The sequence below is a fragment of the Pseudomonas palleroniana genome (genome assembly GCF_022836895.1).
Taxonomy (GTDB): Bacteria; Pseudomonadota; Gammaproteobacteria; order Pseudomonadales; family Pseudomonadaceae; genus Aquipseudomonas; species Aquipseudomonas palleroniana.
Genome location: NZ_CP092411.1, coordinates 5,241,345 through 5,267,245 on the forward strand (window position 1 = coordinate 5,241,345; position 25,901 = coordinate 5,267,245).

Below are 25,901 nucleotides of genomic sequence, written 5' to 3' on the forward strand. Positions count from 1 at the left end.
CCATGTTGCAGCCCCGCCACCTGTTCAAACTCGGCGTGTTGTGCGCCGCGCTGCTCTTCGGCCACGCCGAAACCGCCGCCGCCCATGAAGTCACTGACGTGCTCGGCCGCAAGGTCGAGGTGAAGGATGACGTCCGGCGCGTGGTGCTCGGCGAAGGCCGGCTGATTTCAGCCTTTGCCTTGCTCGACCAGGACGCGCCATTCCAGCGCATCGTGGGCTGGCAGAATGACCTGCGCCTGCTCGACCAGCACACCTACAACGCCTATGTAGCGAAGTTTCCATCAGTTAAAAACATCCCGTTGATCGGGCAAGCCTCAGAGCAGAGCGTCAGCGCCGAGGAAATTCTTTCGCTCAAACCCGACCTGGCGGTGTTCAGCATCTCCGGGCACGGCCCCACCGAGCACAGCCCGGTGGCGGATGTGCTGGCCAAGGCCGGTATCCCGGTGGTGTTCGTCGACTTTCGCCTCAACCCGGTCCAAGGCACGCACACCAGCATGACCGCTCTGGGCCAAGCCCTTGGCCGTGAGCCCCAGGCGCAAGCGTTCCTGAATTTTTATGATCAGCACCTCAAGGCCATCACCGATGCCGTCGCCACCCTGCCCGCCGGCCCACGCCCCAGCGTCTTCCTCGAGTTGCTGGCCGGCGTGTGGCAGGCACCGGGGCATACCACCGGCAAGAGCGGCATGGGCGAGCTGATCAGCTTGGTCGGCGGACGCAATATCGCCGCCGGCGTGGTGCCGGGCGCACTGGGCGATATCAGTGTGGAATATGCCCTCAAGGCGGACCCGGATGTGTATATCGCCACCGGCAACCGCCAGCCTGGCCTGATCCTGGGCGCGGGCGTAAGCCACGACGAAGCACGCGCGGGGCTCGAACGCGTATTGGCGCGTCCGGAATTCGCCAACCTGCGGGCCATCCGCGAGGGCAATGCCCACGGCTTGTGGCATGACTTCTACAACTCGCCGTACAACCTGCTGGCCATTGAAGCCCTGGCCAAATGGATTCATCCAGAGTTGTTCGCCAAGCTCGACCCGCACGCGACCATGGACCAGATCAACCAGCAGTTCCTGAAGATGCCACTGCAAGGCGCCTACTGGATCGACGCAAAAACCTCCGTAGAAACCCAGTAAACATTGTGGGAGGGGCTTGCTCCCGATGGCGGTGTGTCAGCCAAAGACTCGTTCACTGACACACCGCCATCGGGCGCAAGCCCCCTCCCACCGTTGGACTTTCATCATGTTCAATAGTGTGTGAGCCCCATGACCACTCAAACCCTTGACCTCGCCAGCGCCACCCACGGCTATCGCCGCCTGCTGACTCGGCGTGCCTGGCTATTGGCGTTGCTCGGTACGGCGCTGGCCTGCGCGATTCTGGTGGACCTGGCGAGCGGTCCGTCGGGTATGGGCCTGCTGGCCCTGCTGGATGGCATCCTGCACCCGTCCCACCTGAGCGCCACCGACCAAGTGATCATCTGGAACGTGCGCCTGCCCTACGCACTGATGGCGGTACTGGTCGGTTGCGCGTTATCCCTGGCCGGAGCCGAGATGCAGGCCATCCTGAACAACCCGCTGGCCAGCCCATTTACCCTGGGCGTGTCCTCAGCGGCAGCGCTGGGAGCATCGTTGGTCATCGTGTTTCCGGTGACCACGGTGTGGGTGTCGGCCAATACGGCGATTTCCATCTCGGCCTTTATCTTCGCCGCCGCCTCGGTTTTTCTGCTGCAGGCCATGTCACGCCTGCGCGGGGCCGGTGTTGAAAGCCTGGTGTTGTTCGGCATCGCGCTGGTGTTCAGTTGTAACGCCGTGGTGGCCTTGCTGCAGCTGGTCGCCACCGAAGACGTGCTGCAACAACTGGTGTTCTGGACCCTGGGCAGCGTGACCCGGGCCAACTGGGACAAACTCGGCATCCTGGCGCTGGTGGTGGCGCTGGTGTTGCCGTTCTCCTTCGCCGCCGCCCCGCGCCTGACCCTGCTGCGCATGGGCGAAGACCGTGCACAAAGCTTCGGCGTGGACGTGAAACGCCTACGGTTTTTCTCGCTGCTGCGCATCAGCCTGCTGTCGGCCACCGCCGTGGCGTTTGTCGGCACCATCGGCTTTATCGGCCTGGTCGGCCCGCATATCGCACGGATTCTGGTCGGCGAAGACCAACGCTTCCTGCTGCCCGCCAGCGCCTTGACCGGCGCCTTGTTGCTGTCGCTGTCGTCGATCGCCAGTAAATGGCTCATGCCCGGCGTGATCGTACCGGTGGGCATCGTCACCGCCCTGGTGGGTGTGCCGATTTTCGTGGTGTTGGTGTTCAAGCGCGGGAGGCAGCTATGAGTGAAGGTTTAACCGTACAGCACGCCAATGTCAGCTACGGGCGTCGGCAGATTGTGCATGACCTCAGTTTGCCCACCTTGCCCCACGGCAGCCTGACCGCCTTGATCGGCCCCAACGGTGCGGGCAAATCGACATTGCTGCGGGCCGTGGCCGGGCTGGAAAAGATGCACGGTGTCGTACGCCTGGGCGACCTCGACCTGTCGGCCATGTCCGTGGGCGAGCGCGCCCGCCGGGTGACCTACATGCCGCAAAACCTGCCACCGGGCCTGAGCCTCAGCGTGATGGAAAGCGTGATCGCAGCCCTGCGCGTGGCGCGTGTGGACGGCATTCCCCTGTCCAGCGAAGCCTGCCTGCGCGAGGCTTTCGAGGCGCTACGGCGCATCGGTATCGCGCATTTGGCCGATCAGTGGTTGAGCACGTTGTCCGGCGGCCAGCGCCAATTGGTCAGCCTCGCCCAGCTCATCGCCCGTCGCCCCCAGGTCATGTTGCTCGACGAACCCACCAGCGCCCTCGACCTCAACTACCAATTGAAAGTCATGGACTGCGTGCGTGGGCTGGTGCGCGAACACCAGTTGATCGCAGTGGTGGTGTTGCACGACATCAACCTTGCCGCACGCTTTGCCGACCATATCGCCGTGCTCCGCCAGGGTCGGTTATACGCCAGCGGCGCAGCGGATCAGGTGTTGGACCCACTGATGTTCGCCGAGGTGTATGGCGTGCAGGCGCGCATCGAGCGCTGTTCGCAGCGGTCGTTGCAAGTGTTGGTGGACAGCGCAGTGTGAAAACTCTCTAAGGATATGCGCAAATGTTTCATTGAGTTTTCGTACACCGAACGTTACCTATACCTACAGGCATTCGCTCAAGCATCACCACTTTTTGGAGAGCTTCATGATCGACCTGTATTACTGGACTACCCCCAACGGCCACAAAGTCTCGTTGTTCCTGGAAGAAGCCGGCCTGCCCTACACGGTGCACCCGATCAACATCGGCCAGGGCGAGCAGTTCAAGCCGGACTTCCTGAAGATCGCTCCCAACAACCGCATCCCCGCCATCGTCGATCACACCCCGACCGACGGTGGCGCGCCGCTTTCGCTGTTTGAATCGGGCGCCATCCTGCTGTACCTCGCGGAAAAAACCGGCCAGTTCATTCCCCGTGATCTACGCGGCCGTCAGGAAACCTTGCAGTGGTTGTTCTGGCAAATGGGCGGACTCGGGCCGATGGCAGGGCAGAATCATCATTTCAGCCAGTTCGCAGCCGAGAAGATTCCCTATGCGATCAAGCGTTATGTCGATGAAACCGCCCGCCTCTACGGCGTGCTGGACCGGCGCCTGGCCGACCGAGCCTTTGTGGCGGGCGAGGACTACAGCATTGCCGACATGGCAATCTACCCGTGGATCGCTTCCTACCAGCGGCAGAGCCAGCGCCTGGAAGACTTCCCCCACGTGCAGCGCTGGTTCAACACCATCAAGGCGCGGCCGGCGACGGTTCGGGCCTATGAACTGGTGCAAAAGGTCAACCCGCCCCAGTCCTGATCGAAAGGCATGTACAGTCTAAATGTGGGAGGGGGCTTGCCCCCGATGGTGGGTCAGTCACAGATTTATTAACTGGCAGTCCGCTATCGGGGGCAAGCCCCTCCCACATTAGTTTTGCGCTCACGCTTGCGTCGTTTCGCCGCGCTCACTAACGTAGCGCCTTTACTGACGCTACCCCCCGCAGGAGCTTTGCCATGGCCTCGCCAGCCTTCTCACATTTTCTTCCCCGGTTCGGCGTTGCCGCGGCAGTGGCCAGTGCATTAAGCCTGGCCGGTTGCCAACTCCAGAGCACCCAGGACACGCTGCCGCCGGTCGCCGGTGTGCAGCCGATCAAGGGGCTCGCGCAGAATGTGTCGGTACGCCGCAATGCCCAAGGCATGCCGCTGATCGAGAGCAACACCTTTCATGACGCGCTGTTCAGCCTGGGCTACGTGCACGCCGGCGACCGCATCACGCAAATGGTCACGTTGCGCCTGCTGGCCCAGGGCCGACTGGCGGAAATGTCCGGCCCTGAAGTGCTGGATGTCGACCGCTTCATGCGTGCGGTCAACCTGAAAAAAAGCGCCGGTGAGCTGTACAACGCCTCATCGCCGCGCCTGAAGCGCTTCTTCGAAGTGTATGCCCGCGGCGTCAACGCCTACCTGTTCCGCTACCGCGACAAGCTGCCGCCGGACCTGGCCCAGACGGGTTACAAGCCCGAGTACTGGAAGCCGGAGGACTCGGCGCTGTTGTTCTGCCTGCTGAATTTCAGCGAGTCGAGCAACCTGCAGGAAGAACTGTCGTCCCTGGTGCTGGCGCAAAAAGTCGGCGTCGACAAACTCGCCTGGCTCATTCCAAGCGCGCCGGATGAGGCGATCCCGACGGCAGAAGCCGAGAAACTCAAGGGGCTGAACCTGAGCCAGATCACCGGCCTCGCCGGCCTGGATGCGGTCAGCCAGCAGTTGGGCAGCCTCAATGCACTGGGCGTCACCACCTCCAATAACTGGGCGATTGGCCCCCAGCGCAGCCGCAGCGGTAAAAGTCTGCTGGCCGGCGACCTGGCGGCCCAGCCGCAAGCTCCCTCGGCGTGGAGCTACGTGCAGATCCGTGCGCCGAAATACCAGGCCGTCGGCGCCTCGATTGCCGGCCTGCCGACGCTGCTGTCCGGCTTCAACGGCAAAGTCGCATGGAGCATGAGCGCGGTGAAAGGCGACACCCAGGACCTGTTCCTGGAAAAGGTCAAACGCCAAGGCAGCGCGTTGTACTACGAGAGCAACGGCAAATGGCTGCCGGCAGGCGTGCGCAACGAAACCTTCTTCGCCAAGGGTCAGCGGCCGATTCGCGAAGTGGTGTATGAAACGCGTCACGGTGCCCTGCTCAACAGCAGCCAGGCGCTGACCAGCGGTTTCGGGCTGGCCCTGCAAACCGCCGACCTCAAGGACGACAAGAGCCTGGACGCATTCTTCGACCTGTCCCGCGCGCAGAACGCCGGCAAGGCCTCGGACGCCACCCGGGAAATCCGCGCCATTGCGCTGAACATGATCTTCGCCGACGCCAGCAACATCGGCTGGCAAGTGACCGGCCGCTTCCCCAACCGTCGCGAAGGCGAAGGCTTGCTGCCTTCACCGGGCTGGGATGCGCGTTTTGACTGGGACGGCTACGCCGATGCGATGCTGCACCCCTATGACCAGGACCCGCCTCAAGGCTGGATCGGCACGGCCAACCAGCGCACCGCGCCGCGCGGCTACGGCATGCAATTGTCCAATTCGTGGGATGCACCGGAACGCAGCGAGCGCCTGGCGCAACTGGCCAACGCCGGCAAGCATGACAGCCGCAGCATGATCGCCATGCAGTACGACCAGACCACCACTTTTGCCGCCAAGCTCAAGACCCTGTTCCAGGCACCGGGCATGGCCCAGCCGCTGAAGCAGGCCATTGACGCGCTACCCGCCGCCGAGCGGGCCAAGGCACGCGAAGCGCTGGATCGCCTGATGGCCTTCGATGGGCGCCTCACGTCCAGCTCCGCCGACGCGGCGATCTATGAACTGTTCCTGCAGGAAAGCGCCAAGCAGATCTTCCTCGACAAGCTCGGCCCGGAAAACAGCGCCACCTGGAAAGCCTTCGTCAGCAACGCCGGCCTGTCTTACTCCGCCACGGCCGACCACTTGCTGGGCCGCGAAGACAGCCCGTTCTGGGATGACACGCGCACGTCGCAAAAAGAAGATAAACCGGCCATTCTCGCCCGCAGCCTCGCCGCTGCGATCAGCGCCGGCGACAGCCTGCTGGGTGGCGATCACAAAGCCTGGCAATGGGGCAAGTTGCACAGCACCACCTGGAAAAACACCCAAGGCCAAGTGATTCGCGGCCCGCTGGCCAGTGGTGGCGACCACAACACCTTGAACCCGGCGCCGTACAGCTGGGGGCAGGACTTCAACACCACCCAGGTGCCGGCGCTGCGCATGATCGTCGACTTCGGCCAGGCGGAACCGATGATGGGTCAAGGCGGCATCGGCCAGTCCGGCAACCCGGCCAGCCCGAACTATGCCAATGGCATCGACGCGTCGCTCAAGGCGCAATACCTGAGCTTCCCGATGCAACCGCAGAACTTTGACAAGGCCTACGGCAAGACCCGCCTGACCCTCACCCCCGCCAAATAGGTAGTGAGCGGGCTCGCCCTAATGCCAGTCAGTTAAGGCTTAACGCTGTCACTGTGGGAGGGGCGGTGCGACGATTCGACTTGCTCCCGATGGACTGCGTAGCAGGCCCATTTTTGAGGCCGCTGCGCGGCCTATCGGGAGCAAGTCGAGTCGTCGCACCGCCCCTCCCACAGGTTATCCATCGTCCACTCTGTCGCTTAACTGACAGGCATTAGGGCGGGCCCGCTCACTACAATCGATCGAACTTATCCTTCCGCGCCCGCCTCCTACCTGATAAGCCCATCTCCCCCGGCACGTCCATGGACCTTGTCATCGCTCGCCCCGAGGGTCTTTACTGCCCCGCCGGAGACTTCTACATCGACCCCTGGCGCCCGGTAGAGCGCTGCGTGATCACCCACGCCCACGGCGACCACGCCCGCACCGGTAACCAGCATTATCTGGCGGCCGCACCCGGCGAAGGCATCCTGCGTTCGCGGCTGGGCCAGGACATCAACCTGCAAACCCTGGCCTACGGCGAGCCACTGGTGCACCACGGCGTGACCTTGAGTTTCCACCCGGCCGGTCATGTGCTCGGCTCGGCCCAGGTGCGCCTGGAATACCAGGGCGAAGTCTGGGTGGCGTCCGGCGACTACAAGGTCGAGCCCGATGGCACCTGTGCGCCGTTCGAGCCGGTGCGTTGCCATACCTTCATCACCGAATCGACCTTTGGATTGCCGATCTACCGCTGGCAGCCGCAGGCGCAGATTTTTGCCGGGATCAACCACTGGTGGCAGGGGAATATCGCGCAAGGCAAGGCCAGCGTGATGTTCTGTTACTCCTTCGGCAAGGCCCAGCGCATTCTGCATGGCATCGACGCCAGTATCGGCCCCATCCTCAGCCACGGCGCGGTCGAGCCGTTGAACCGGGTGTATCGCGAGGCCGGCATTTATATTCCTGAAACCCTGTATGCCGGTGATTTCAACAAGACCGACCCGCTGTTGCGTCAGGCCCTGATTATCGCTCCGCCCTCCGCAGGTGGCAGCAGTTGGATACGCCGCTTCGGCGACTACAGCGATGCATTCGCCAGCGGCTGGATGCGCCTGCGCGGTACCCGGCGGCGGCGCGGCGTCGATCGGGGTTTTGTATTGTCGGACCACGCCGACTGGCCGGGCCTGCTGTGGGCCATCGAGCAAACCGGTGCCGAACGGGTGATGGTCACCCACGGCTCCGTCGACGTATTGGTGCGCTACCTGAGGGAAAAAGGCCTGGATGCCCAGGGTTTCACTACCGAATATGGCGATGACGAAGAAGAGGCCACGGCATGAAAGCCTTTGCCGAGCTGTACGCCAACCTCGACGCCACGACCTCTAGCAACGCCAAGCTCGCGGCGCTGCAAGCCTATTTTGTGCAGGCATCGCCGGCAGACGCCGCCTGGGCCGTGTACTTTTTATCCGGCGGCCGGCCACGGCAACTGGTACCCACACGCCTGCTACGGGACATGGCCACGCAAGCATCGGGGATCGAGCCTTGGTTATTCGAAGAAAGCTACCAGTCGGTGGGCGATCTGGCCGAGACGGTGTCCTTGCTATTACCGGAATCCGCCTACACCTCAGAGGACGGCCTGGCGACGTGGCTTGAAGACAAGCTCCTGCCCCTGCGCGGCCTGCCGCCGGAAGAGCTGACTGAACGCCTGCCCGCGTTGTGGGCGCAACTGGATCAACCAAGCTTGATGGTCTGCATCAAGTTAATCACCGGCAGCTTTCGTGTCGGCGTCTCCAAGTTGCTGGTCACCCGGGCCCTCGCCGCCATGGCCGGCCTGGACAGTAAACGCGTGGCCCAGCGCCTGGTGGGCTACACCGACCTGTCCAACCGACCGACCGCCGAAGGCTACCTCAAGCTGATCGCCGCCGAATCATCCGACGAACATGCGCAACGCGGCGGGCAGCCTTATCCATTTTTTCTCGCCCACGGGTTGACGCAACCGCTCGAGCAATTCGACGCGCTGCTTGGCTCACCCAGCGAGTGGCAGGTGGAGTGGAAGTGGGACGGCATCCGCGCGCAGTTGGTCAAGCGCGAGGGTCGGTTATGGATCTGGTCACGCGGCGAAGAACTGGTCACCGAGCGCTTTCCCGAGCTACACAGCCTCGCAGGTAGCCTGCCGGATGGCACGGTGATCGACGGCGAAATCGTGGTGTGGAAGGACACGGTGCAACCCTTTGCCTTGCTGCAACAGCGTATCGGCCGCAAAACCCTGAGCAAAAAAGTCCTTGAGGACGCGCCCGTCGCCGTGCTGGCCTACGACCTGCTGGAATACCAGGGCCACGACTGGCGCAACCACATCCAGGCCGAGCGGCGCAGCCAACTTGAGCAGGTCATTGCTCAGTGCAACAGCCCCGTGCTGTTGCCCTCGCCCTTGCTGACGGCCACGCGTTGGGAGCAGTTGGCCGAGCAACGCGAAGACTCTCGCCGCCTCGGCGTGGAAGGCATGATGCTCAAGGCGCGTGATGGCCTGTACGGCGTGGGTCGCACCAAGGACATGGGCGTGTGGTGGAAATGGAAAGTCGACCCCTTCAGCGTCGACGCGGTGTTGATCTATGCCCAGCGCGGCCACGGGCGGCGCGCCAGCCTGTACAGCGACTACACCTTTGCGGTGTGGGACGGCCCGCCGGGCACGGAACGCACATTGGTGCCATTCGCCAAGGCTTATTCGGGGCTGACCGACGAAGAAATGCGCAAAGTCGATGCGATCGTGCGCAAAACTACGGTGGAAAAATTCGGTCCCGTCAGCAGCGTGACGCCGAGCATGGTGTTTGAGCTGGGGTTTGAGGGGATCGCCTTGTCCAAACGGCACAAGAGTGGCATCGCGGTGCGTTTTCCGCGGATGTTGCGGTGGCGGCAGGATAAGTCGGTGGACGAGGCTGACACCCTGGTCATCCTGCAAGACTTGCTCAGCTGACAGGTATTTCCAACCACATGCGTTCCAAGATGGTGCATTGAAAATTCAATGCCCATTTTCGGGCATATCCTACACTCACAACTCCCTTATCCCACCTTTTAAACCGATCATCCGGAACTATGGTGCAGAAATTGCTACTTGTGATCCGTCTGACACCGTTCAGTAACAGTCCTAAACGCGCCACAAGCGCTTATCTTGGTTTCCAGGGAATACATAATGAAAAAAGCATTGCTGACCCTTTCTGCACTGGCTCTGTGCATGGCTGCTGGTACCGCGCTGGCCAAGGAATACAAGGAATTGCGTTTTGGTGTCGATCCGTCCTACGCACCATTCGAGTCCAAGGCCGCCGACGGCAGCCTGGTGGGCTTCGATATCGACCTGGGCAATGCGATCTGCGCCGAGCTGAAAGTGAAGTGCAAGTGGGTGGAAAGTGACTTCGACGGCATGATTCCAGGCCTCAACGCCAACAAGTTCGATGGCGTGATTTCCTCCATGACCGTGACTGAAGCCCGTGAAAAGGCGATCGATTTCTCCAGCGAACTGTTCTCCGGCCCGACCTCGCTGGTGTTCAAGAAAGGCGCGAACTTCTCCACGCCTGAATCCCTCAAGGGCAAATCCGTAGGCTACGAGCAAGGCACCATCCAGGAAGCCTACGCCAAGGCCGTACTGGATAAAGCCGGTGTGACCACCAAAGCCTACGCCAACCAGGACCAGGTCTACGCCGACCTGACCTCCGGGCGTCTCGACGCTTCGGTGCAAGACATGCTGCAAGCCGAACTGGGCTTCCTGAAGTCGCCGGCGGGCGCTGGCTACGAAGTCAGCAAGCCTATCGACGACCCATTGCTGCCGTCTAAAACTGCGGTCGGTATCAAAAAAGGTAACAAAGAGCTGAAGGCGCTTCTCGATAAAGGTATCAAAGCGTTACACGATGATGGCACCTACGCCACCATCCAGAAGAAACACTTCGGCGATCTGAACCTGTACAGCGGTAAATAACACCCTGGCGCCCACCGTTTTCAGGTGGGCGCTTTTTTATCGCCATAGGTCCTGAATTCATGTTTGAAGATCTTTTACAAACCCTGGGGCTCAGTGCCTTCAGTTTGAAGGGGTTCGGCCCGCTGTTGCTGCAAGGTACGTGGATGACCGTGAAACTGTCGGTCGCCTCCCTGGCCGTCAGTGTCCTGCTGGGCCTGCTCGGCGCCAGCGCCAAATTGTCCAGCGTGCGCCTGTTGCGCATTCCCGCCCAGCTCTACACCACCCTGATTCGCGGCGTGCCCGACCTGGTGCTGATGCTGCTGATTTTCTACAGCCTGCAAATCTGGCTGACCGGCTTTACCGACTTCATGGAATGGGACTACATCGAGATCGACCCATTCAGCGCCGGGGTCATTACCCTGGGCTTCATCTACGGTGCCTATTTTACCGAGACCTTTCGCGGCGCCATCCTCGCCGTGCCCCGTGGGCAGTTGGAAGCGGCTACCGCTTATGGCCTCAAGCGCGGGCAACGGTTTCGCTACGTGACCTTCCCGCAGATGATGCGCTTTGCCCTGCCGGGCATCGGCAATAACTGGATGGTGATGCTCAAGGCCACCGCGCTGGTCTCCATCATTGGCCTGGCGGACCTGGTCAAGGCGGCCCAGGATGCCGGCAAGAGTACCTATCAACTGTTCTATTTCCTGGTGCTTGCCGCGTTGATCTACCTGCTGATCACCAGCGCTTCCAACTTCGTCCTGCGTCGGCTTGAACGTCGCTACTCCGCTGGGTCCCGGGAGGCCGTGCGATGATCGAACTTCTGCAGCAATACTGGCGGCCCTTCCTGTACAGCGACGGCCAGCACATCACCGGGCTCGCGATGACGATGTGGTTGCTGAGCCTGTCGCTGGTCTTCGGTTTTCTGGTGTCGATCCCGCTGTCCATCGCCCGCGTATCATCCAAGCGCTGGGTGCGCTGGCCGGTGCAGTTCTACACCTACCTGTTCCGCGGCACGCCGCTGTATATCCAGTTGCTGATTTGCTACACCGGCATCTACAGCATCGCGGCCGTGCGCGCGCAGCCGGTACTGGATGCATTTTTTCGCGATGCGATGAACTGCACCATCCTCGCCTTCGCCCTCAACACGTGCGCCTACACCACCGAGATTTTCGCCGGAGCGATCCGCAGCATGGCCCATGGCGAAGTCGAAGCCGCCAAAGCCTACGGCCTTACCGGCTGGAAGCTATATGCCTACGTGATCATGCCCTCGGCCCTGCGTCGTTCGTTGCCGTATTACAGCAATGAAGTGATCCTGATGCTGCACTCGACCACGGTGGCCTTCACTGCAACGGTGCCCGACATTCTCAAGGTGGCCCGGGATGCCAACTCGGCCACCTACATGACCTTTCAATCATTCGGTATCGCTGCACTGATCTACTTGACTGTGACCTTTGCCCTGGTGGGTCTGTTTCGTCTGGCGGAGCGCCGTTGGCTGGCCTTCCTGGGCCCCAGCCATTAAGCCGCTTTTCATGTGTAGGAGCAGTCATGCGACATCAGGTACATGATCTGATCGCACCGGTGCCAGGCACGGCGCGGCAGATTCACAGTTTTCACTTCGGCCCGGAACAGGCTGAAGGCAAGATCTACATCCAGTCATCGCTGCACGCCGATGAGCTGCCGGGCATGCTGGTGGCCTGGCACCTCAAGGCGCGCCTGGGGCAACTGGAAGCGGCCGGCCGCCTGCGCAGTGAGATCGTGCTGGTACCCATTGCCAACCCGGCGGGCCTGGAACAGGTGCTGATGGACACGCCCCTGGGTCGCTACGAACTGGAAAGCGGGCAGAACTTCAACCGCCGGTTTGTCGACCTCAGTGACGAAGTGGGCAACCAGATCGAGGAGCGGCTCGGGGATGACCCACAGCACAACCTCGAGCTGATCCGCACCGCGCTGCGCGGCGCCCTCGCCGCGCAAACAGCCGACACCCAATTGCACTGCCAACGCCTGGTGCTGCAACGCCTGGCCTGCGATGCCGACATGGTGCTCGACCTGCATTGCGATTTCGAAGCCGTGGCGCACCTGTACACCACCCCGCAAGCCTGGCCGCAGGTGGAGCCGTTGGCGCGCTATCTCGGCTCGGAGGCCAACCTGCTCGCCACCGATTCCGGTGGGCAGTCGTTCGATGAGTGTTTCACCCTGGTCTGGTGGCAGTTGCAGCAACGTTTTGGCGAGCGCTTCCCGATTCCCATGGGCAGCTTTTCGGTGACCGTCGAGTTGCGTGGCCAGGGCGACGTCAACCACGGCCTCGCGGCCCTCGACTGCCAGGCGATCATCGACTACTTGATTCACTTCGGTGCGATTGAAGGTGACATCGCGCCACTGCCCGAACTGCCCTACCCGGCCACTCCGCTGGCAGGTGTAGAGCCTGTGGCCACGCCAGTCGGCGGCCTGCTGGTGTTCAGCGCCCTGCCCGGTGAGTACCTGGAAGCCGGGCAACTGATCGCCGAAATCATCGACCCCATTACCGACCGCGTAACACCCGTGCATTGTAAAAACGCCGGCCTGCTTTACGCCCGTTCGCTACGGCGGATGGCCACTGCCGGGATGGTGATCAGCCATGTCGCCGGCATTGAGGCCTACCGCAGTGGCTACCTACTTTCGCCTTGAGGATGCACGCTCCATGTACAAATTGACTGTTGAAGGCCTGCATAAAAGCTATGGCGACAATGAAGTGCTCAAAGGTGTTTCGCTCAAGGCCAAGACCGGCGACGTGATCAGCCTGATCGGCGCCAGCGGCTCCGGCAAAAGTACCTTTTTACGCTGCATCAACTTCCTGGAGACGCCCAATGACGGGGCCATGACCCTGGATGGTCAACAGATCCGCATGGTCAGCGACCGCCACGGCATGCGCGTGGCCGATGACGCCGAACTGCAACGCTTGCGCACGCGCCTGGCGATGGTGTTCCAACACTTCAATCTGTGGAGTCACATGAGCGTGCTGGAAAACATCACCATGGCCCCGCGCCGGGTGCTGGGCTGCAGCAAGAAGGACGCCGAAGACCGCGCCCGTCGCTACCTGGACAAGGTGGGCTTGCCGGCACGTGTGGCCGACCAGTACCCGGCGTTCCTGTCCGGCGGCCAGCAGCAACGAGTGGCCATCGCCCGCGCCCTGGCCATGGAGCCTGAGGTGATGTTGTTCGACGAACCGACTTCGGCCCTCGACCCGGAACTGGTCGGTGAGGTGTTGAAGGTGATTCAGGGCCTGGCCGAAGAAGGTCGCACCATGATCATGGTGACCCACGAGATGAGTTTTGCGCGCAAGGTGTCGAGCCAGGTGTTGTTTCTGCACAAGGGCCTGGTGGAAGAGCAAGGTGCGCCGGAAGACGTGTTGGGCAACCCGAAGAGCGAACGCCTGCAGCAGTTCTTGAGTGGCAACTTGAAGTAAACCTTTGGGGCGCCTGGAGGGTCTTTGACTTAGAGCCTCCAGAGCACCTGCCCCATGGCAAAACCCCTCGACTTCGCCAAGACATGGTTTGCCACCCAGGGCTGGAAGCCGTTCACCTTCCAGAAAGACGTATGGGCTGCCGTCAAGGCCGGCCAATCGGGTTTGCTGCACGCCAGCACCGGCGCCGGTAAAACCTATGCGTTGTGGTTTGCCGCGCTCAATCGCTTCGCCGGCACGCGCCCGCCCGCGACGGGTAAACGCAAAGTGCCGGCACCGCCGCTGACCGTCCTCTGGATCACGCCGATGCGCGCATTGGCCGCCGATACGGCACGCGCCCTGGAAGCGCCGCTTGCGGCCTTGCAGATTCCCTGGAGTGTCGGCCTGCGTACCGGCGATACCAGCAGCAGCGAGCGCGCTCGCCAGACCCGACGTCAGCCCACCGCGCTGGTGACCACCCCGGAAAGCCTGACCCTGATGCTCGCCCGCGCCGACAGCGAAACGAGCCTGGCGCACTTGCGCATGGTGGTGGTGGATGAATGGCATGAACTGATCGGCAACAAGCGCGGCGTGCAGTTGCAACTGGCGCTGGCGCGGTTGCGCCGCTGGCATCCGGAATTAATGGTGTGGGGCATCTCCGCCACCTTGGGGAACCAGGCCCACGCGCTTGAGGTGTTGGTCCCACACGGCGACGGGATCAATGTGCAGGGGCAAACGGCCAAGCTACTGAAAATCGACACCCTGTTGCCCCCCATCGCCGAGCGCTTTCCCTGGGCCGGGCATATCGGCCTGAAAATGCTCCCGCAAGTGGTCGCCGAAGTCGACGCCAGCAGCAGTTGCCTGGTGTTTACCAATACGCGGGCACAGTCGGAGATCTGGTATCAGGCGCTGCTGGACGCCCGCCCGGACTGGGCCGGTGTGATTGCCCTGCATCACGGCTCACTGTCCCGGGAGACCCGCGACTGGGTCGAGCGAGCCTTGAAAGACGGCCAGCTCAAGGCAGTGGTCTGCACCTCCAGCCTGGATCTGGGCGTGGACTTCCTGCCGGTGGAGCGTGTGCTGCAAATCGGTTCGGCCAAAGGCGTGGCGCGCCTGATGCAGCGCGCCGGACGTTCCGGCCACGCGCCCGGCCGCCCATCGCGGGTGACGCTGGTGCCCACCCATAGCCTGGAGCTGGTGGAAGCCGCCGCCGCCCAGGACGCAATCGCCCAGCGACGCATCGAAGCGCGCCAATCGCCTGAAAAGCCTTTGGACGTGCTAGTACAACATTTGGTGAGCATGGCCCTGGGCGGCGGCTTTACCCCGCAGGCCTTGTTGGCCGAAGTACAGGGAGCCTGGGCTTACCGCAACCTCACCGATGAGGATTGGGCCTGGGCCTTGGGCTTTGTGCGCCATGGCGGGCTGTCGCTGACGGCGTATCCGGATTACCGCCGGGTGGAGCCGGATGAGCACGGCATCTGGCGCGTTCCCGACGCGCGCCTGGCGCGGAGGCATCGCATGAGCGTAGGCACCATCGTCAGTGACGCGAGCATCCAGTTGAAGTTCTGGAGCAAAGGCGGCGGCGGCAAGCACCTGGGCAGCGTGGAAGAGGGTTTTATTGCTCGGCTCAAACCGGGGGATGGCTTCCTGTTTGCCGGGCGGCTGTTGGAGTTGGTGCGCGTGGAAAACATGACCGCCTATGTCAAGCGCAGCACCGCCAAAAAAGCTGCGGTACCGCGCTGGAATGGCGGGCGCATGCCGCTTTCCAATGAACTGGCCCAGGCGGTGATCGAGCGTTTTGATGCGGCGGCGCACGGGCATTTCGACGGGCCGGAAATGCAAGCGGTACAACCCTTGTTGCAAACCCAGCTGCGCTGGTCGGGCCTGCCCACACGCAATCACCTGCTGGCAGAGGCGTTGAAGTCGCGGGAAGGCTGGCACCTGTTTCTCTATCCCTTTGCCGGGCGCCAAGTGCATTTGGGCTTGGCGAGCCTGCTGGCGTGGCGGGTCAGCCAACAGCAACCGGTGACGTTCTCGATTGCGGTCAATGATTATGGGCTGGAACTGTTGAGTGCCACGCCTCTGGACTGGCCAGGTTTGCTCTGCCCCGCATTGCTGAGCCCGCAAAACCTGCTGGCGGATGTGGCGGCCAGCCTGAACGCCGGGGAACTGGCCCTGCGCCGCTTTCGCGAGATCGCACGCATCGCCGGACTGGTATTCGCCGGCTATCCTGGTGCGCCAAAAAGCACGCGCCAGGTGCAGGCCTCCAGTGGCTTGTTCTTCGAAGTGTTCAAGCAATATGACCCGCAGAACCTGCTGCTAAGCCAGGCCGGCGAAGAAGTCCTGCGTGATGAGTTGGATATTCGCCGGCTGGAGGACACGTTGCTGCATTTGTCCGCACTGCAACTGGAGCTGCACCGTATAGAACGGCCGACACCACTGGCCTTTCCCCTGCTGGTTGAACGCATGCGCGAAAGCATGAGTTCGGAAAAACTCTCGGAGCGTATTGCGCGGATGGTCAAGGATCTGGAAAAGGTCGCCGATAACGGGAAGCGCTGATGGTTTGCTCGATAACCCTTGAGAAACAAGAATTGTGGCTGCTGGCTGACAAAGCGATCTACTGGCCTGCGCGCCGCTGCCTGTTGATTGCCGATGCGCATTTCGGCAAGGCGTCGGCTTATCGCAGCCTCGGCCAGCCGGTGCCACAAGGCACCACCCAAGAAAACCTGAAGAAGCTGGACCAGCTGCTGACAGCCTTTGCCTGTGAACAGGTGATCTTTCTGGGAGATTTCCTGCATGGGCCCGGTTCACACGCCAGCAGCACGCTGGGCGTACTCAGGGCCTGGCGTGAACGCCATCGCGAGCTGAGCCTGACCTTGATTCGCGGCAATCACGATAAGCGCGCGGGCGACCCGCCGGCCGACCTGCGCATAGAGGTGGTAGGGGAGCCGCTGCTGATGGGTCCGTTTGCCCTGCAGCACGAACCGGACGCCCATGCCAGCCACCATGTATTGGCGGGGCACGTGCACCCGGTGTATCGCTTGCGCGGCAAGGGCCGGCAAAGTCTGCGCCTGGCGTGCTTCCAGATTGGCAGGCGGATCAGCCTGCTGCCGGCGTTTGGCGCTTTTACCGGCGGCTATCCGGTTTCGCCGAGTGACGATGAGCAGATCTTTGTCGTAGCCGATCAGGGCGTATGGCCAGTTCGCTGAGAACTGGCCACCCGGCTCATGCCACCGGCACAGGTGGCGGCTCATCGTGAGGTGGAACGCCAGCCGGCTCATTCGGCTCATCAGGCTGCGGAGAGTCTGGATCAGGTTGGCCAGGGATACCGCCCGCATAAGCAGGGTCGGCCATCAGGGACCAGGCCAGAACGCCAATCTGGTTGGGTTCCAGCCGGGCAAGTTCGGCGCTGATTCGCGGGTCGATCTTCATAAAGCACTCCTCAAGCATGGCCCGGCGCGTTTTACACACGCCGAGGCTGTACACCTAATAGAGTCACTTCCCGCGGACTAATTCCCTTTACGTGTAAGAGCTTTCGATCAAGCGCGTGGGAGAGTAACGCCACGCTGGCCCTGATACTTGCCCCCACGGTCCTTGTAAGACACTTCGCAGGCCTCGTCGGATTGCAGGAACAGCATCTGCGCCACGCCTTCGTTGGCGTAGATCTTCGCCGGCAAGGTGGTGGTGTTGGAGAACTCCAGGGTGACATGCCCTTCCCACTCAGGCTCAAGCGGCGTCACGTTGACGATGATGCCGCAGCGGGCGTAGGTGCTTTTGCCCAGGCAGATGGTCAACACGTCGCGTGGGATGCGGAAGAACTCCACGGTGCGCGCCAGGGCGAAGGAGTTCGGCGGGATGATGCACACGTCGCTCTTGATGTCGACGAAGCTTTTCTCGTCGAAGTTTTTCGGATCGACGGTCGCCGAATTGATGTTGGTGAACACCTTGAATTCGTCAGCGCAACGCACGTCGTAGCCGTAGCTGGAAACCCCGTACGAGATCAGGCGTTCGGCGCCTTCGCCACGCATCTGGCGCTCTACGAAGGGCTCGATCATGCCGTGCTCTTGCGCCATGCGGCGAATCCACTTGTCCGATTTGATGCTCATGGCGGGTGTCCTGAAATAACGAGGTGGAGAAATTCTGTGGGGCATCTTACCGGGGCCAGCCTTAGGGTTCAAAGGGCGTGGGGCTTTTCTTGATGATGCCTGCGCTTACCTGCAAGCCTGTATAAAGCCGCCGCCAGCGGGGCCGGGCCTCGGGTTGGCGCCGTTGGTGACGGTAAATACCACCGCCAGTCACGAAAATAGAGAAACCTACGGAAATATCATTGGCACGTTCCGGAAAAAGGGTTAAGGTGGCGCCACTGTGTTGCTTGTGTCACTGAGAATCTCTACACGATATGTTGAATTTCGATCCAACCATCTCCAAGAATTTTTCCTGCTCTTTGCACTCAGTCTCGGCCAGGGCTTTTCCTGAGTCGCAGTTAACTTTGTCCAAGGAGATACACCATGTCTAATCGCCAAACTGGTACCGTTAAGTGGTTCAACGATGAAAAAGGCTTCGGCTTCATCACTCCACAATCCGGTGACGACCTGTTCGTACACTTCAAAGCTATCCAGTCCGACGGCTTCAAAAGCCTGAAAGAAGGCCAACAGGTTTCTTTCATCGCTACCCGCGGTCAGAAAGGCATGCAAGCTGAAGAAGTTCAAGTTATCTAACTTGTACTGACTTAGTCGAAAAAACCCCGCTTTTAATAGCGGGGTTTTTTTATGCCTGGGATTTGGTCTTACCACCCTTTATGCCAGGCACAAAAATGCGCAAGGGGGCTTGCTCCCGATAGCGGCGCCTCAGTCAATGCATCCAGTGACCGATCTACCGTTATCGGGAGCAAGCCCCCTCTCACATGCAAGCTACGGCGTTATTGAAACAACGACTCACTCGACAAGCCATTCTTCTCAAGGATCTCACGCAAGCGCTTGAGCCCCTCCACCTGGATCTGCCGCACCCGCTCACGGGTCAGGCCAATTTCCAGGCCTACATCCTCCAGGGTGCTGCTCTCGTGGCCACGCAGGCCGAAGCGGCGAATCACCACCTCACGCTGCTTGTCCGTAAGCTCCGACAGCCACTGGTCAATGCTTTGGGAAAGATCATCGTCCTGCAACAGCTCACAAGGATCCGTCGGACGATCATCCGTCAGGGTGTCCAGCAGGGTTTTATCCGAATCCGGACCCAGCGAGACATCGACCGAAGACACGCGCTCGTTCAGGCCGAGCATACGCTTGACCTCCCCTACCGGTTTTTCCAGCAGGTTGGCGATTTCTTCAGGCGAAGGTTCATGATCGAGTTTTTGTGTCAGCTCACGCGCCGCCCGCAGGTAGACGTTGAGCTCCTTGACCACATGGATCGGCAAACGGATCGTGCGGGTCTGATTCATGATCGCCCGTTCGATGGTCTGGCGAATCCACCAGGTGGCGTAGGTGGAGAAGCGGAAACCCCGCTCCGGGTCGAACTTCTCCACTGCCCGGATCAAGCCCAGGTTGCCTTCCTCGATCAGATCCAGCAGGGAAAGGCCACGATTGACGTAGCGTCGGGCGATTTTCACCACCAGGCGCAGGTTGCTTTCAATCATGCGCTTACGCCCAGCCGGATCACCCTTTTGCGACAAGCGCGCAAAATGGACTTCTTCATCGGGAGTCAACAGAGGGGAAAAGCCGATTTCATTGAGGTACAGCTGGGTCGCATCGAGCGCCCGCGTGTAGTCAATGTACTTGTGTTGCTTTAACGCTGTGGAGTTCTTGGATTTGGTGCGAACTGAAGGTGGTGCGTTTCCTTCATGATTCGACATCGATGATTCCTTCTCGGTGAGAATCTCCATTTCAAGGAGAACCTCATCGTCGATGTCAAACTCCGGCGCTTCTTTACTGAGAGCCATTGTTATAGTCCTTTGGTGAGTTCGACCTCAAGCTCAAGCGACGCCTTTATCCTTGGCAACGCTGGAGCCTGTTCCTTCTACGTGAGGGAACAGGCTGTGCAACACATCAACGACGGGGCAGGAATTGCAGCGGATCTACAGGCTTCCCTTGACGGCGAATCTCAAAGTGCAGTTTCACCCGGTCTGTGCCAGTTGATCCCATTTCGGCAATTGTCTGTCCGACTTTGACTTGCTGCCCCTCCCGAACCAACAACCTGCGGTTATGACCGTAGGCACTGACGTAGGTGTCGCTGTGTTTGATGATGACCAGCTCGCCGTAGCCCCGTAAACCACTCCCGGCGTACACCACTGTCCCATCAGACGCAGCTAAAACAGGCTGTCCCAAATCCCCGGCGATATCAATGCCTTTATTCAAACTACCGTTTGAAGAGAATTTTCCAATCAACACACCGTTCGAGGGCCATCCCCAACCCGTTGGCGCAGGGCCCGCAGGTGGCAACGGCGCGGGTGCCGGCTTGCTCGCCGTCGAAGGCGCGGCGGTACCGGCAGGCCGCGTGATGATGGTGGTTTTGCTCGAAGACGAAGGCGAAGATCCAGTGTTTGTCACAACTGTCGTAGGCGTGGAACCGGTGCGCCCATCGAAACGAATGGTCTGCCCCGGATGGATCGTATAGGGCACAGGGATACTGTTGCGCGCAGCGAGCGCTTTGTAGTCCCAACCGTAACGAAAGGCGATCGAGAACAGCGTGTCGCCCTTTCGCACGACATACTGGCCGGTGGTAACCATGGGCTTTTGCGGGACTGAACTGGCGTTGCGATCGACAACCCGCGCGCCACTTGAGGGTGAGCTTGAACAGCCCGCCAATAAGGAACTCAAGACAAGGCCAAGCACCAGTCGCTGAAAACTTGTTTTACTCATACGCTGCGCAAGACCTGTGAGACTCACCCGCCGCTCCCTTTGTGGTGGCTGAACGTTAACGCCTGTACCAGGCCTGAAATATGACGCAAGTATAACTGGGCATTGGATTGATACCGGCACAGGGATGAAACGAAAAACTCACCCTGTTTAATTCCGGCTTCCGATCATGTTGACACGATAGACCCCGCCGTAAGACACATCGCCGCCAACAGAATTCACTGCCCGCAAATAAATGATCAGGCCAGCGGGCCATTGAGCAAGGGCACAAAGCGCACGGCACCCAATACATGCCGAGAAAAGCCTTCGTCTTCCCGGATAATGAGCATCAATTGTTGCACTTCACCGGAACCCACGGGGATGACCAGGCGCCCACCCGGCGCCAGTTGATCCAGCAAGGCTTGCGGCACATCGGTGGCCACCGCCGTGACAATAATGCCGTTATACGGCGCCAGGGCCGGCCAGCCTTCCCAACCATCGCCCCAGCGAAACACCACGTTGCGCAGGTTCAACTCCACCAGGCGTTCCTTCGCGCGATCCTGCAGCACCTTGATGCGCTCCACCGAGAACACCCGCTCCACCAGCTGCGACAGCACCGCCGTCTGGTAGCCGGAACCGGTGCCGATCTCCAGCACCTTGTCCAACGGCCCCGCCGCCAGCAACAGTTCGCTCATGCGCGCAACCATATAGGGCTGGGAGATAGTCTGGTTGTGGCCGATGGGCAACGCGGTATCTTCATAGGCACGGTGCGCCAGGGCTTCATCGACAAACAGGTGCCGAGGCGTACGCCGGATCACCTCCAGCACCTGGGCATTGGACAAGCCCTCTTCGTACAGGCGCTGGATCAAGCGCTCACGGGTACGCTGGGAAGTCATCCCGATGCCACGGCGCAACAGGTCGTCTTGTTCACGCGCCATCAACGCAGCCCCTCAAGCCAGCCATCGAGGCTACTGAAGGCATCACTGAAGGTGCGATCAAGTTGCAACGGGGTAATCGAAACATAACCTTGCATCACCGCATGAAAGTCCGTGCCGGGGCCACCGTCTTCGGCGTCGCCGGCGGCGGCAATCCAATACCCTTCCTTGCCACGCGGATCGACCACCTTCAAGGGCGCCGCCGCACGGGCACGATGGCCCAGGCGAGTGAGCTGGATGCCGCGAATATGATCGAGCGGTAAATTGGGCACGTTGACGTTGAGCACGGTACGCGGCGGCAACTCCAGGGAACCATGAGCCTCCACCAGCTTGCGCGCGAAATAGGCGGCGGTCGACAGGTTATCCAGTTGCCGCGAGGCGAAGGAAAAAGCGAACGAAGTCCGACCGAGGAAACGCCCCTCAAGGGCCGCCGCCACGGTGCCGGAATACAGCACGTCATCCCCCAGGTTTGCACCGAGGTTGATGCCCGATACCACGAGATCCGGCTCTTGATCCAACAAACTGTTGATCGCCAGGTGCACGCAGTCGGTGGGAGTACCGTTTACGCTGATAAAGCCATTGGCCAGAACCTGCGGGTGCAGCGGACGGTCGAGCGTCAGCGAACTGCTGGCGCCGCTCTTGTCCTGATCCGGGGCGACCACCACGCACTCGGCGTAATCCTGCAGCGCACCATAGAGCGCGGCAAGACCGGGTGCGGTGGCACCGTCATCGTTTGATATCAGAATACGCATGGGTTGTCCGTCGGCCCCACCGGCACCAGATCAACAAGCTCGCGCACCAAGACAGTGGCGAAGCATCCGGCCGGCAGGACGAATTCCAATTGCAGAATGTCAGGTGCGGGATAATGCCACGTCAACCCGCCAATGGGCAGTCGCAGAATGCGACGTTCCTGGCTCATACCGGCATTCACCAGCCAGTCACGCAGATCGGCTTCCTCGGCGGCGACCGCCTGCTCCAAGGCAAAGGTCGCTCCCGTGGCGGGCGAGTCACCCTCGCCCCACTGCGGCCCGGTCGGGTGCAGGTCCAGAATGGCCAGGCGCGGATCGCTGCATTCAGCCTCCCCCGCCGGAAAAAAACTGCGACTGTCGGTAAACGCCAGCAGGTCACCCACTTGGGCACGCTGCCAGGAACCGTCCGCAACACGCGCAGCCAACACCTTGTTGAACAGGAAGCTGCGCGCCGTGGACAGCAGCCGCGAGCGCACATTGCGCTGCTCCGGCAGGGCCTTGCGCGCCGCCCACTCACGGGCGTCCACCACGTTGCCGCCGTTATGGCCGAAACGCTGGGCACCGAAGTAGTTGGGAATGCCATGCGACGCGATCATCTGCAAGCGCGCATCGATGGCGGCGGTATCGCCCTCCAGTTGGGTCAGGCGCAATGTGAAGCCGTTGGCCGAATGCGCGCCGCGCTGCAGCTTGCGCTTGTGGCGGGCCATCTTGAGAATCTTGAGGGTGTCGTTTTCAGCACCGCTCATATCCGGGTCGGCCTTACCCGGCAATTGCACGCTGAACCACTGGCGAGTCAACGCCTGACGGTCCTTGAGGCCAGCATAACTGACGGTGCGCAATGGCACGCCAGCCGCCCTGGCAATGCGTCGGGCCGCCTCTTCAGTATTCAGGCCGCGTTTTTCCACCCATAACCACAGGTGCTCGCCGTCACCCGTCAGCGGGATATCCAGCACTTCGTCGACCTGGAAGTCTTCAGCCGTCGCCTTCAGTACAGCGCGGCCCAACGCCTCGCCATAGGCCCGTGGGCCCAGCAATTGCAGGTCGTTCATGCGCGCAGCAACAACGCAACGGAGTGCACCGCAATGCCTTCTTCACGACCGGTAAACCCGAGTTTTTCGGTAGTGGTGGCTTTCACGTTCACTTGATCCAGTTCAATGTTCAGGTCAGCGGCGATCAACGCTCGCATCGATTCGATATGCGGGGCCATTTTCGGCGCCTGGGCCACGATGGTGTTGTCGACATTGCCGACCTTCCAGCCCTTGGCGTGGATCAGACCGACCACATGGCGCAACAAGACACGGCTGTCCGCGCCCTTGAACGTCGGGTCAGTGTCCGGGAAATGCTTGCCGATGTCGCCCAGCGCCGCAGCCCCCAGCAACGCATCGCTCAAGGCATGCAGCAAGACATCGCCGTCGGAATGAGCCAGCAACCCATGGTGGTGCGCGATCCGCACGCCACCCAGGGTGATGAAATCGCCTTCGGCGAAACGGTGCACATCGTAGCCGTGGCCAATACGCATAAAAAAACGCCCCGATTTAATTCAGGGCGTGATTCTACCTACTTTTGCCTCACATTAACCGAGCAAAGCACGACCATGATGTCGCAAATGGTCTTCGATGAAGCTGGCGATGAAAAAGTAGCTATGGTCGTAACCGGGCTGCAGGCGCAACTCCAGTGGGTGGTTGGCCACCTTCGCCGCCTGTATCAGGGCCTCAGGCTTGAGTTGCACAGCGAGAAAATCGTCGCGGTCGCCCTGATCCACCAGCAATGGCAGCTTTTGCGCCGCTTCACTGATCAGCACGCTGGCATCCCATTCACGCCATTTCGAGCGCTCCTCGCCCAGATAGCGCGAGAATGCCTTCTGCCCCCAAGGACAATCCATCGGATTGCTGATCGGCGAAAACGCGGACACCGACAGGTAACGCCCCGGGTTGCGCAACGCGCAGACCAACGCGCCATGCCCGCCCATGGAGTGCCCGCTGATGCCACGTTTATCCGATGCGGGGAAATGTGCTTCAACCAACGCCGGCAATTCCTGCACCACGTAGTCATGCATCCGATAGTGCTTGGCCCACGGTTCCTGGGTGGCATTGAGGTAGAAGCCTGCGCCCAGGCCGAAATCCCAGGCGTTGTCCGGGTCACCGGGCACACCCGGCCCACGGGGGCTGGTGTCCGGCGCGACGATGATCAACCCCAACTCGGCGGCCATGCGCTGGGCGCCGGCCTTCTGCATGAAGTTCTCGTCGGTGCAGGTCAGCCCGGACAACCAGTACAACACCGGCAACTTGCCGCCCTGCTCCGCTTGCGGCGGCAGGTAGACTGCGAACGTCATGTCGCAGCCGAGGACATCGGAATGATGCTTGTAGCGTTTATGCCAGCCGCCGAAGCTCTTCTGGCATGACAGGTTCTCCAGACTCATGGCCGACCTCAAAAGTGGATGACGGTACGAATGCTCTTGCCTTCATGCATCAGGTCAAACGCTTTGTTGATGTCTTCCAGCCCCATGGTGTGAGTGATGAAGGTATCCAGCGGGATCTCGCCGGTCTGAGCCATCTCCACGTAGCTTGGCAGCTCGGTACGGCCGCGCACGCCGCCGAAAGCCGAACCGCGCCAGACGCGTCCGGTGACCAGCTGGAATGGGCGGGTGGCGATTTCCTGGCCGGCACCGGCAACGCCGATGATCACCGACTCGCCCCAACCTTTGTGGCAGCACTCAAGGGCGGCGCGCATCAGTTGCACGTTGCCGATGCACTCGAAGGAAAAGTCCACACCGCCGTCGGTCAAGTCGACGATGACGTCCTGGATCGGGCGATCGTAGTCTTTCGGGTTGATGCAGTCGGTGGCGCCCAACTGCTTGGCGATTTCGAATTTGGCCGGGTTGATGTCGATCGCAATGATACGACCCGCCTTGGCCTTGACCGCGCCAATCACCGCCGACAGGCCGATGCCACCCAGGCCGAAGATCGCCACGGTGTCACCCGGCTTGACCTTGGCGGTGTTGATCACCGCACCAATACCGGTGGTGACGCCGCAGCCCAGCAGGCAGACTTTTTCCAGCGGCGCTTCTTTTGGGATCTTGGCTACGGAGATTTCCGGCAACACGGTGTACTCGGAGAACGTCGAGGTGCCCATGTAATGGAAAATCGGCTGGCCCTTGTAGGAAAACCGCGTGGTGCCGTCAGGCATCAAGCCTTTGCCCTGGGTGGAGCGGATCGCCTGGCACAGGTTGGTCTTGCCCGACAGGCAGAACTTGCACTTGCCGCACTCCGGCGTGTACAGCGGGATCACATGGTCACCCACGGCCACTGAGGTCACGCCCTCGCCGATGGCTTCAACCACCGCACCGCCCTCATGGCCGAGGATCGACGGGAAGATACCTTCCGGGTCAGCGCCCGACAGGGTGTAGGCGTCGGTATGGCACACGCCGGACGCGACCACGCGCAGCAGCACCTCGCCGGCCTTGGGCATGGCCACATCCACTTCAACGATCTCAAGGGGCTTCTTGGCTTCAAAGGCTACGGCGGCGCGGGACTTGATCATCCGGGTTTCTCCATGGGTTAAAAACTGAGGCGGTGAGT

Annotated in this window: 25 protein-coding genes; 15 read left to right on the forward strand and 10 right to left on the reverse strand. The window is 61.2% G+C overall.

Annotated features, from left to right (window positions below; translation table 11 throughout):
- The first annotated feature begins 2 nt into the window (after nucleotides 1–2).
- From MJP36_RS23545 to pdeM, 14 genes are all read left to right on the forward strand, one after another.
- Nucleotides 3–1,130 carry an ABC transporter substrate-binding protein gene (locus tag MJP36_RS23545; RefSeq protein ID WP_244384102.1) on the forward strand — a complete coding sequence of 376 codons (1,128 nt, stop codon included), beginning with the start codon at nucleotides 3–5 and terminating at the stop codon, nucleotides 1,128–1,130.
- Nucleotides 1,131–1,259: 129 nt separating this feature from the next.
- On the forward strand, nucleotides 1,260–2,318 hold the full coding sequence (locus MJP36_RS23550) for a FecCD family ABC transporter permease (protein WP_161550411.1): 1,059 nt from the start codon (nucleotides 1,260–1,262) through the stop codon (nucleotides 2,316–2,318).
- Nucleotides 2,315–3,100, forward strand: a complete 786-nt coding sequence (locus MJP36_RS23555; RefSeq protein WP_244384103.1) for an ABC transporter ATP-binding protein — start codon at nucleotides 2,315–2,317, stop codon at nucleotides 3,098–3,100. The genes MJP36_RS23550 and MJP36_RS23555 overlap by 4 nt, the downstream gene beginning before the upstream one ends.
- A gap of 106 nt (nucleotides 3,101–3,206) precedes the next feature.
- Nucleotides 3,207–3,851, forward strand: coding sequence for a glutathione binding-like protein (locus tag MJP36_RS23560; protein ID WP_090366367.1), 645 nt, complete (start codon nucleotides 3,207–3,209; stop codon nucleotides 3,849–3,851).
- Between the two features lie 194 nt (nucleotides 3,852–4,045).
- Nucleotides 4,046–6,487, forward strand: a complete 2,442-nt coding sequence (locus tag MJP36_RS23565; RefSeq protein WP_104995719.1) for a penicillin acylase family protein — start codon at nucleotides 4,046–4,048, stop codon at nucleotides 6,485–6,487.
- Nucleotides 6,488–6,786: 299 nt separating this feature from the next.
- Entirely contained in the window at nucleotides 6,787–7,791 is a 1,005-nt protein-coding gene (locus MJP36_RS23570; RefSeq protein ID WP_244384104.1) for a ligase-associated DNA damage response exonuclease, read from the forward strand.
- Entirely contained in the window at nucleotides 7,788–9,422 is a 1,635-nt protein-coding gene (locus MJP36_RS23575) for an ATP-dependent DNA ligase (RefSeq protein WP_244384105.1), read from the forward strand. The genes MJP36_RS23570 and MJP36_RS23575 overlap by 4 nt, the downstream gene beginning before the upstream one ends.
- 216 nt (nucleotides 9,423–9,638) lie before the next feature.
- Nucleotides 9,639–10,418, forward strand: a complete 780-nt coding sequence (locus MJP36_RS23580) for a transporter substrate-binding domain-containing protein (protein ID WP_060754069.1) — start codon at nucleotides 9,639–9,641, stop codon at nucleotides 10,416–10,418.
- A gap of 59 nt (nucleotides 10,419–10,477) precedes the next feature.
- A complete protein-coding gene (locus MJP36_RS23585) occupies nucleotides 10,478–11,206 on the forward strand; it encodes an ABC transporter permease (protein WP_060754068.1) in 729 nt (242 codons plus the stop codon).
- Nucleotides 11,203–11,913, forward strand: coding sequence for an ABC transporter permease (locus MJP36_RS23590; protein ID WP_060754067.1), 711 nt, complete (start codon nucleotides 11,203–11,205; stop codon nucleotides 11,911–11,913). The genes MJP36_RS23585 and MJP36_RS23590 overlap by 4 nt, the downstream gene beginning before the upstream one ends.
- 26 nt (nucleotides 11,914–11,939) lie before the next feature.
- The gene (locus MJP36_RS23595; RefSeq protein ID WP_161549842.1) at nucleotides 11,940–13,058 is read left to right on the forward strand and encodes a succinylglutamate desuccinylase/aspartoacylase family protein; all 1,119 of its coding nucleotides are present in this window, start codon (nucleotides 11,940–11,942) and stop codon (nucleotides 13,056–13,058) included.
- Nucleotides 13,059–13,071: 13 nt separating this feature from the next.
- Nucleotides 13,072–13,836, forward strand: a complete 765-nt coding sequence (locus MJP36_RS23600; protein WP_060754065.1) for an ABC transporter ATP-binding protein — start codon at nucleotides 13,072–13,074, stop codon at nucleotides 13,834–13,836.
- A gap of 54 nt (nucleotides 13,837–13,890) precedes the next feature.
- Nucleotides 13,891–16,371: a ligase-associated DNA damage response DEXH box helicase gene (locus MJP36_RS23605; protein WP_244384106.1), complete on the forward strand. Its 2,481-nt coding sequence runs from the start codon at nucleotides 13,891–13,893 to the stop codon at nucleotides 16,369–16,371.
- Nucleotides 16,371–17,021 carry a ligase-associated DNA damage response endonuclease PdeM gene (gene pdeM / locus MJP36_RS23610; protein ID WP_244384107.1) on the forward strand — a complete coding sequence of 217 codons (651 nt, stop codon included), beginning with the start codon at nucleotides 16,371–16,373 and terminating at the stop codon, nucleotides 17,019–17,021. Before MJP36_RS23605 ends, pdeM begins: the two co-directional genes overlap by 1 nt.
- Before the next feature lie 16 nt (nucleotides 17,022–17,037).
- Here the strand turns inward: pdeM and MJP36_RS23615 are convergent, their stop codons facing one another.
- Both MJP36_RS23615 and dcd read right to left on the reverse strand, forming a co-directional pair.
- On the reverse strand, nucleotides 17,038–17,244 hold the full coding sequence (locus MJP36_RS23615) for a hypothetical protein (protein WP_060754062.1): 207 nt from the start codon (nucleotides 17,242–17,244) through the stop codon (nucleotides 17,038–17,040).
- 107 nt (nucleotides 17,245–17,351) lie between these two features.
- Nucleotides 17,352–17,918, reverse strand: coding sequence for a dCTP deaminase (gene dcd, locus MJP36_RS23620; protein WP_016973172.1), 567 nt, complete (start codon nucleotides 17,916–17,918; stop codon nucleotides 17,352–17,354).
- A gap of 402 nt (nucleotides 17,919–18,320) precedes the next feature.
- Here dcd and MJP36_RS23625 point away from each other — a divergent pair, with 402 nt between their 5' ends.
- Nucleotides 18,321–18,530: a cold-shock protein gene (locus tag MJP36_RS23625; protein WP_002554837.1), complete on the forward strand. Its 210-nt coding sequence runs from the start codon at nucleotides 18,321–18,323 to the stop codon at nucleotides 18,528–18,530.
- Between the two features lie 200 nt (nucleotides 18,531–18,730).
- Here the strand turns inward: MJP36_RS23625 and rpoS are convergent, their stop codons facing one another.
- From rpoS to MJP36_RS23665, 8 genes are all read right to left on the reverse strand, one after another.
- Nucleotides 18,731–19,744, reverse strand: coding sequence for an RNA polymerase sigma factor RpoS (rpoS, locus tag MJP36_RS23630; RefSeq protein ID WP_060754061.1), 1,014 nt, complete (start codon nucleotides 19,742–19,744; stop codon nucleotides 18,731–18,733).
- Nucleotides 19,745–19,850: 106 nt separating this feature from the next.
- A complete protein-coding gene (locus MJP36_RS23635; protein WP_060754060.1) occupies nucleotides 19,851–20,690 on the reverse strand; it encodes a peptidoglycan DD-metalloendopeptidase family protein in 840 nt (279 codons plus the stop codon).
- A gap of 209 nt (nucleotides 20,691–20,899) precedes the next feature.
- Nucleotides 20,900–21,535 carry a protein-L-isoaspartate(D-aspartate) O-methyltransferase gene (locus tag MJP36_RS23640; protein WP_169850588.1) on the reverse strand — a complete coding sequence of 212 codons (636 nt, stop codon included), beginning with the start codon at nucleotides 21,533–21,535 and terminating at the stop codon, nucleotides 20,900–20,902.
- 41 nt (nucleotides 21,536–21,576) lie between these two features.
- Entirely contained in the window at nucleotides 21,577–22,326 is a 750-nt protein-coding gene (gene surE, locus MJP36_RS23645) for a 5'/3'-nucleotidase SurE (protein ID WP_060754059.1), read from the reverse strand.
- Nucleotides 22,314–23,372, reverse strand: coding sequence for a tRNA pseudouridine(13) synthase TruD (truD, locus tag MJP36_RS23650; protein ID WP_244384108.1), 1,059 nt, complete (start codon nucleotides 23,370–23,372; stop codon nucleotides 22,314–22,316). The genes surE and truD overlap by 13 nt, the downstream gene beginning before the upstream one ends.
- Nucleotides 23,369–23,842, reverse strand: coding sequence for a 2-C-methyl-D-erythritol 2,4-cyclodiphosphate synthase (gene ispF, locus MJP36_RS23655; RefSeq protein WP_060754057.1), 474 nt, complete (start codon nucleotides 23,840–23,842; stop codon nucleotides 23,369–23,371). The genes truD and ispF overlap by 4 nt, the downstream gene beginning before the upstream one ends.
- 54 nt (nucleotides 23,843–23,896) lie before the next feature.
- Nucleotides 23,897–24,742: an S-formylglutathione hydrolase gene (gene fghA, locus MJP36_RS23660; RefSeq protein WP_060754056.1), complete on the reverse strand. Its 846-nt coding sequence runs from the start codon at nucleotides 24,740–24,742 to the stop codon at nucleotides 23,897–23,899.
- 8 nt (nucleotides 24,743–24,750) lie between these two features.
- Entirely contained in the window at nucleotides 24,751–25,863 is a 1,113-nt protein-coding gene (locus tag MJP36_RS23665; protein ID WP_025855143.1) for an S-(hydroxymethyl)glutathione dehydrogenase/class III alcohol dehydrogenase, read from the reverse strand.
- Nucleotides 25,864–25,901: the final 38 nt, after the last annotated feature.